Genomic DNA, 6917 nt, shown 5'->3' with positions numbered 1-6917 from the left:
GGAAGGCAACAACCAGGGAATCCCCTTCCTTTCCGTCGTCAGACGGCAGCGCAAGCTGAGGGAGGGGAGGAGGTCAAGTCGAACAGCAGGCTGCTGTGGTCACTGCTTTTCAGCGTGGCGGCCTGGGTCAGGTCGCCATCGGCAATATGACGCACTACGCTGGCGGCATAGCGTGGGTCACCGCCCAGCCGACCCGCCACATCCCTGATCACCCAGCCCATCAGCAGCGTCACGGGTAGACCAATGATCAGCAGAATGACCGCCGAACGCACCAGCCCAGTGACAAAGGCAGCATCGATATCGTCCACATAAACACCCGCCGCCATGGACCAGCCCCATTCGGGTAAGTGGGCCACATAGCTCACCTTGGGCGATTGCTCTTCCCCCGAGATGCGTCGCGAGTAGTAGTCCACGTGGCCACCGCCCGCCTGGGCCACGTCACGCAGTACGCTGTAAAGGCGCATACCACTGGCGTCCTGGAAGTTGGTCATGTCTTCGCCACGGGGGCGGTTGGGGTGTGACACGATGGCCAGCTGGTTGTCGAACGCAAACACGTACTCGCCGTCACCAAAGCGTACGCTGGCAAGGTTGTCGATGGCCCGCTGCTGCGCTTCATCGACGCTCAGTTCACCGCTGGCGGCACGGGCCTGCAGATCGGCGAGCTGACCGTGAACGCTGTTGACGATGTACTGGATGCTGTCGCGGCGTTCATTGGCGATGGTCTGGCGGTTTTCCCACGCCAGCCAGCCCACCAAAAGCAGCATGGCCACCCAGATGATGCCCAGCGTGCTCCAGAGTTTCTGTGTTGTGGTCAGGTTGTTCATGGCGTCCTTATATCAAACGAGTTCAGTGAGTAAGCCTTCACTTTTATCGGCCATGGTGCATGCAACCTTAGTAGAAAATCTTCATTTCACTAAATTTTACAATTGATAATTCTAAAAGGTAATAAACATATAATATTTTGTGCGCTACACTGGGTGAAATGCCTAACGCATGCGGTCAACTGCTGGAGGTCCATCATGCAACGCCCCGTCGTCACGCCCTTTTTCGATGAGCCAACCAACACGTTCAGTTACGTGGTGAGAGACCCCGATGGCACCGCCTGCGCCATCATCGACTCCGTACTCGATTTTGATTACGCCGCTGGGCGAACCGATACCCGTTCAGCGGAGCAGATCATCTCGTTCGTGCGCCGTGAAGGGCTAAACGTGGCCTGGATACTGGAAACCCACGTCCATGCCGACCACCTTTCGGCGGCCCCCTATTTGCACGCCCAGTTGGGCGGCAAGACCGGCATTGGAGCGCACATCGTCGAGGTACAGGAGATCTTCGGCAAGGCCTTCAATGCGGGCACCGAGTTTGCTCGGGACGGTAGCCAGTTCGACGCGCTGTTCCAGGAGGGTGATACCTTCATGATTGGAGCCCTGGAGGCCAGCGTGCTGCATACGCCTGGCCACACGCCCGCCTGTTTGACCTATGTGGTGGGGAATGCCGCGTTTGTCGGCGATACGCTGTTCATGCCCGACTACGGCACCGCCCGCTGTGATTTTCCCGGTGGCGATGCCCGCACTCTCTATCGTTCGATTCAGAAAGTGCTGGCCCTGCCTGACACGACACGGCTGTTTTTGTGCCACGACTACAAGGCCCCGGGGCGTGACGTGTACCAGCACGAAACCAGCGTTGCCGAGCAGCGCCAGGCCAACGTTCATGTGCATGAGGGCATTAGTGAAGACGCCTTCGTGCGTATGCGCACCGAGCGAGATGCCACCCTGGGCATGCCTCGGCTGATCATCCCGTCGGTGCAGGTCAACATGCGGGCTGGGGAGCTGCCCCCCGAGGAAGACAACGGTCAGGTGTATCTCAAGGTGCCGCTCAATCGTTTCTGAATCTTTTCAACCCACGTAATACGAGGAGCAGACGGTGGACGTAATGGCAAGCCTGCAAGGGCTGGTGGGGGGCGTGTTGATTGGGCTCTCCGCCGTTTGGTTGATGGGGGCGCTGGGGCGTGTTGCCGGCATCAGCGGGATCATTGGAGGGCTGGTGCTTCAGCGGCCCAAGGGCGATAGCGCCTGGCGGGTGGCTTTTTTGGCGGGCCTGGTCAGCGGCCCGCTGCTGGTCATGGCGCTGGGCGGAGGCCTGGGCAATGTGGCTGGCAACCCCGGTGCAGTGATTGGCGCGCCTGCCGGTGGCGTCTCGTTGATGCTGTTGGCGGGCCTGCTGGTGGGGCTGGGCACCGGGCTGGGCAGCGGCTGCACTAGTGGCCACGGCGTATGTGGTTTGGCGCGCTTGGCGCCGCGTTCCATGGCGGCCACGGGCATGTTTCTGGTGACCGCCATCGCCACGGTGTATGTGGTTCGTCATGTCATTGGGGGTGGCGTATGAGCCGGGCCGCGTTGAAAACGGCAGCGGGCTACGTGGCCGGGCTGCTGTTTGGGTTAGGGCTGGCTATTTCCGGCATGACCGACCCAGCGAGGGTGCTGGGGTTTCTGGACATCGCGGGCGCCTGGGACCCCACGCTGATGTTCGTGCTGGGGGGCGCGGTGTGCACCACGTTTGTCGGTTACCGGCTGGTGTTTGCTCGGGGGCAGCCGCTGTTGGCCGGTGGCTTTCAACTGCCCACGCGCCAGGAGCTGGATGGCAAGCTGCTGGGCGGTGCGGCGCTGTTTGGAGTGGGTTGGGGGCTGTCCGGCTACTGCCCAGGGCCTGCCATTGCTTCTTTGGGCGGCGTCACGCTGCCGTTACTGGCCATGTTGGCGGCCATGATGTTGGGCTGGTGGGGGGCTGCACGCCTGTCTCGCTAGCACCACCGAACCAACGCGGCATGTTGTCGCCCTTGCCTCTGTCGGCAGGGGCGTTTTTTTTGATCTGCGGCAAGGGTTTTCGACCGGCGCTTAACGCTCGGTTAATACGCTTTTGTCATGCTGCTTCCATAACAAGGAAACCGCTATGCACGTCCTATTGATTGAAGATGACCCGCTGGTGGCGTCGGGTATTCGCGCCGGACTGATGATGTATCACTTTGTGGTCGAGCACGTGACGTCGTTACAGGCAGCGCGGCAGGCCATGCAGAGTGTCGCCAGCGACGTGGTCATCCTCGACCGTGGGTTACCGGATGGCGATGGCTTGACCCTGCTGCAAGCCTGGCGTGACGAGGGGGTCACCACGCCGGTGCTGGTGCTTACGGCCAGAGATGCCGTGCGTGACCGGGTGGATGGGCTGCAAACCGGTGCCGACGACTACCTGATCAAACCCTTCGACCTGGATGAGCTGGTCGCGCGCCTGCATGCGCTGTTGCGGCGTGTGGCAGGACGCAGCCAGGGCTTGACCGTGCACGGCACCCTGACCCTGGACCCGGCTGCCCGAGAAGTGAGAGTGGCCGATCACCTGGTTGCCCTGTCGCGTCGTGAACTGGTGCTGCTGGAAGCTTTCCTGCATGCGCCGCGCAGCGTGCTTTCCGCCGACCAGCTCAAGGATAGCCTGTATGGCTTGAGCGACGATGTCGAAAGCAACGCGCTCAATGTGCACATTCACCACCTGCGGCGCAAATTGGGCAGCGGCATCATCGAAACCGTGCGTGGGTTGGGGTATCGGTTGGGCAAGCCCGAGGCGGTCCAGGTGCCCGGCCAGCGGCCCAAGGGGCAGCGATGAGCCTGCGCGCACGGCTACTGTTGACGCTGGGCATCACGCTGGTGCTGCTCTGGGGCGTGGCTGCCGCGTGGCTGTTGAACGATTTGCAGGCGTCTTTCGTGCGCACCCTCGACCAGCGGCTGGCCCAGTCGGCGCGCATGGTGGCTGGGCTGGTTCATCAGCTGCCGCCAGAGGTGTGGGAGCAGAACATGACTGCCGCGCTTTCCATTCCACCCATTGAAGGGCTGGCCTGCCAGGTGCACTCGCCACGTGGAGAGATCATTGCACGGACCCACGCCAATATGGAGGCCGTGTTGGCTCCCGGTCAGCACGGCCATAGCTACCGTCAGGAAGGGGAGACCACCTGGCGTGTGTTCACCTACGAGCGAGGTGGGCTGATCATCACCACGGCAGACCGCATGGATGAGCGCAACCTGCTGCTGGGCGGCATCGTGCGGGTGGCTGTGGTGCCGTTCGTGGTGGCGCTGGTGGGTAGCCTGGTCGCCCTGTGGATTGGGGTATGGCGTGGGCTGGCGCCACTGTCACGTTTGCGCGCCTCCCTGGCCAGCCGCCATCCGGAAGCGCTGGCGCCGGTGTCTACCTATGGTGTGCCCAAGGAGATCAAGCCGCTGATCGACACGCTCAATGGGCTGTTGGTGCGCGTTCAACAGACGCTGGTGCGCGAGCAGCGCTTCACCAACGATGCCGCCCATGAGCTGCGTACGCCGCTAACGGCTATCAAGACCCACCTTCAAGTGGCGCAGCGGGCAGAAGGCCCGCTGGCACGCGAAGCCTTGAGCCACGCCGAAGAAGGCGTGGTGCGGCTGGCCGATACGCTGGATCAGCTGCTCACCCTGGCCCGGGTGGAAGGGCGCATGCGTTTCGACGATGGCGAACCCTGCAGCGTCGTTCCGGTGGTCGAGCTGGCCGTCACCGATAGCGTGGTCGACCCAGCACAGTGCCGCGTGCCTGAGGCATTACCCGATGTGCAGCTGGCCATGCCTCGTGAGCTGGCGATTACCGCGCTGCGCAATCTGCTGGACAACGCTGTACGCCATGGGCCTGCCAACGCGCTGATTCACCTGAGCGTGCAGCGTTTGGGTGGTCGGGTCACGTTCACCGTGGCCGACGAGGGGCCAGGGGTGGATGACGCCACGCTGAAACAGCTAACGCAACGATTCTGGCGGGCCAGCAAGCACCAGGGCAGTGGCCTGGGGTTGGCCATCGTGGCCGCCATCGCCGAGCGCTTTGGCGGCAGCGTTCACTTTGCCAATGCACCCACCGGAGGTTTCCTGGCCCACCTCACGGTGCCCGAAGTGCTACCACCACACGCGTCATCACCAACGACGACATTACTGCAAGACCCAACATAACAAGCAATGCCAAGGGGGAAGAATGCCATACATCCAATCGACGCACGTCGGCCTGCTGGCGGGGGCCTGCTTGCTGGCAAGTGCTGCCATGGCCCAGGCGGGAGACCCGGAACGGGGGCAAACCGCCGCCGCCACCTGTGTTGCCTGCCACCAGGCAGACGGCAGCGGCATGAACATTCCGGGCGGCGAGTCCTGGCCGCGCCTGGCGGGGCTGGATGCCGACTATCTGGCCAAGCAACTGCACGACTATCAGTCCGGTGAGCGGCAAAACGCCACCATGCTGACCTTTGCCAACATGCTCAATGACCAGCAAATCGCCGATGTGGCTGCCTACTACAGCCAACTGCCCGCGACACCAGGCCAAGGCGGCGACGTGGAAGACAGCTTGCTGGCGCGTGGCCAGCAGCTGGCCGAACGTGGCGACTGGAATGCCTACATCGTGTCGTGTCAAAGCTGCCATGGGCCCGGCGGCTACGGAGTGGGCAGCGACTTTCCCGGGATTGCCGGGCAGCATGCAGGCTATATCAGCGCCCAATTGCACGCATGGAAAAACGATACCCGTCATAACGATCCACAACACCTGATGGGCGCCGTGGCCAAGCGCATGAACGATGACGACATTGCCGCCGTCTCGGCCTGGTACGCCGCTCAACCCCCTCAACGCGACCAGGAGGCTAGCCAATGATGACGCGTCCAACGACCTTGACGTTCACCTTGTCGGGCGGCCTTCTGGCCTCGGCAGCCGCGCTGGCGCTCTATGCAGGCGCGGTGTCGGCCCAGCAGCCGCGTGCCGATGACGCCCTGGACATGCTGGTCCACGAGCCGCCCACCATGGACGACCTGGAAGCCTCCGATCTGCACCCGGAGCTCAAGAAAGTCATTCGCTACGGCTACGACCTGTTCACGGATACCCAGCAGCTGCGCGGTGAGTACGTGTACAACGATATGAACTGCTCCAGCTGCCACCTGGGAGAAGGGCGCGTGCCGTTCAGCGCGCCGGTATGGGCCGCCGCCATCACGCTACCGGATTTTCGTGGCAAGAATCAGCACGTCAACAATCTGGAAGAGCGCATTGCCGGATGTTTTGCCTACTCCATGAACGGCACACCGCCGGCGTACGGCAGCGATGAAATGCTGGCGTTGAGCGCCTACCACCAGTGGCTGGCCACGGGGGCGCCCATGTACCCCGACAAGCCCATCTATGGGCGAGGCTTTCCAGCCCCCGAGCATGAAGAAGCGCCCAGCTATGCCCGAGGGGAAACGGCCTACCTGGAAAATTGCGCTCTGTGCCATCAGTCCGACGGCTCAGGCCACTACGAAAACGGGGAATACGTCTTTCCACCGCCCTGGGGCGATGGCTCCAACAACTGGGGGGCCGGCATTGTTCGGGTAGAAACCATGGCAGGCTTCATCTATCAGAATATGCCGCTGGGCCAGCCACGCTCGCTCACCGGCCAGCAAGCCTGGGACATCGCCTACTACATCAATAGCCAAGAGCGCCCCCAGGACCCACGCTACACCGGCGATATCGCCGAAACCGCCGAGCGCTTCGGCCCCACCTTCCACAACCGTTCGCTCTACGGCCACACCCGTGAGCATGACGGCCACGTCCTCGGCGACCACGACAACTACGGCGAAAACGGTAACATCCAACCCTGGAACGTCGGCGCCCCGCGTTTTCAGCACCTTTCGGAGGAGTAGCAGCTGTGGGGTGGGCGGCGGCTGCCCGTAACGATGAGGCCGCCGCCACGTTCGGTGGCCCCATCGGCAACGCTGGCGCGTTGCTTCGCGGGTGCGCTCCGCTTACGCCGCGCTACGGGTACATCGCCAACATCACTCCCAATACGTCACTACGTCAAATCGCGGCACCTCTGTAGCGCGGCGTAACGATTGAGCGAGAGCAACGAGCGAAAGAGG

General features: G+C 62.7%; 8 protein-coding genes. 7 read left to right on the top strand and 1 reads right to left on the bottom strand.

Annotation, left to right across the window (positions count from 1 at the left end):
• Nucleotides 1-38: 38 nt before the first annotated feature.
• Nucleotides 39-824, bottom strand: coding sequence for a cache domain-containing protein (locus CWI66_RS12300; RefSeq protein WP_269799710.1), 786 nt, complete (start codon nt 822-824; stop codon nt 39-41).
• Between the two features lie 195 nt (nt 825-1019).
• Between CWI66_RS12300 and CWI66_RS12295 the strand changes: the two genes are divergently transcribed.
• The 7 genes from CWI66_RS12295 (at nt 1020) to CWI66_RS12265 (ending at nt 6701) form a co-directional block, all read left to right on the top strand.
• Nucleotides 1020-1886: an MBL fold metallo-hydrolase gene (locus tag CWI66_RS12295; protein ID WP_100731835.1), complete on the top strand. Its 867-nt coding sequence runs from the start codon at nt 1020-1022 to the stop codon at nt 1884-1886.
• Nucleotides 1887-1920: 34 nt separating this feature from the next.
• On the top strand, nt 1921-2382 hold the full coding sequence (locus CWI66_RS12290; protein WP_100731834.1) for a YeeE/YedE family protein: 462 nt from the start codon (nt 1921-1923) through the stop codon (nt 2380-2382).
• Complete coding sequence (locus tag CWI66_RS12285; protein WP_081138184.1) at nt 2379-2801, top strand: DUF6691 family protein; 423 nt, start codon at nt 2379-2381, stop codon at nt 2799-2801. The genes CWI66_RS12290 and CWI66_RS12285 overlap by 4 nt, the downstream gene beginning before the upstream one ends.
• Nucleotides 2802-2946: 145 nt before the next feature.
• The gene (locus tag CWI66_RS12280; RefSeq protein WP_016913284.1) at nt 2947-3648 is read left to right on the top strand and encodes a response regulator; all 702 of its coding nucleotides are present in this window, start codon (nt 2947-2949) and stop codon (nt 3646-3648) included.
• Nucleotides 3645-5000 carry an ATP-binding protein gene (locus tag CWI66_RS12275; RefSeq protein WP_081193619.1) on the top strand — a complete coding sequence of 452 codons (1356 nt, stop codon included), beginning with the start codon at nt 3645-3647 and terminating at the stop codon, nt 4998-5000. The genes CWI66_RS12280 and CWI66_RS12275 overlap by 4 nt, the downstream gene beginning before the upstream one ends.
• Before the next feature lie 22 nt (nt 5001-5022).
• On the top strand, nt 5023-5685 hold the full coding sequence (locus tag CWI66_RS12270; RefSeq protein WP_016913286.1) for a c-type cytochrome: 663 nt from the start codon (nt 5023-5025) through the stop codon (nt 5683-5685).
• Nucleotides 5682-6701 (top strand): c-type cytochrome, encoded by a 1020-nt coding sequence (locus tag CWI66_RS12265; RefSeq protein ID WP_016913287.1) that lies wholly within the window; start codon nt 5682-5684, stop codon nt 6699-6701. The genes CWI66_RS12270 and CWI66_RS12265 overlap by 4 nt, the downstream gene beginning before the upstream one ends.
• Nucleotides 6702-6917 lie beyond the last annotated feature (216 nt).

The organism is Halomonas sp. 141 (assembly GCF_002810305.1).
In the GTDB taxonomy this organism is placed as follows: domain Bacteria; phylum Pseudomonadota; class Gammaproteobacteria; order Pseudomonadales; family Halomonadaceae; genus Vreelandella; species Vreelandella stevensii.
The sequence above is the reverse complement of the archived record's forward strand: the minus strand, read 5'-3'. Positions and strand labels throughout refer to the sequence as shown.

What these genes read in the sequence shown, in the direction of transcription:
- CWI66_RS12275 (WP_081193619.1), top strand. Translation starts at nt 3,645, where the DNA reads ATGAGCCTGCGCGCACGGCTACTGTTGACGCTGGGCATCACGCTGGTG.
- CWI66_RS12295 (WP_100731835.1), top strand. Translation starts at nt 1,020, where the DNA reads ATGCAACGCCCCGTCGTCACGCCCTTTTTCGATGAGCCAACCAACACG.
- CWI66_RS12280 (WP_016913284.1), top strand. Translation starts at nt 2,947, where the DNA reads ATGCACGTCCTATTGATTGAAGATGACCCGCTGGTGGCGTCGGGTATT.
- CWI66_RS12285 (WP_081138184.1), top strand. Translation starts at nt 2,379, where the DNA reads ATGAGCCGGGCCGCGTTGAAAACGGCAGCGGGCTACGTGGCCGGGCTG.
- CWI66_RS12300 (WP_269799710.1), bottom strand. Translation starts at nt 824, where the DNA reads ATGAACAACCTGACCACAACACAGAAACTCTGGAGCACGCTGGGCATC.
- CWI66_RS12270 (WP_016913286.1), top strand. Translation starts at nt 5,023, where the DNA reads ATGCCATACATCCAATCGACGCACGTCGGCCTGCTGGCGGGGGCCTGC.
- CWI66_RS12265 (WP_016913287.1), top strand. Translation starts at nt 5,682, where the DNA reads ATGATGACGCGTCCAACGACCTTGACGTTCACCTTGTCGGGCGGCCTT.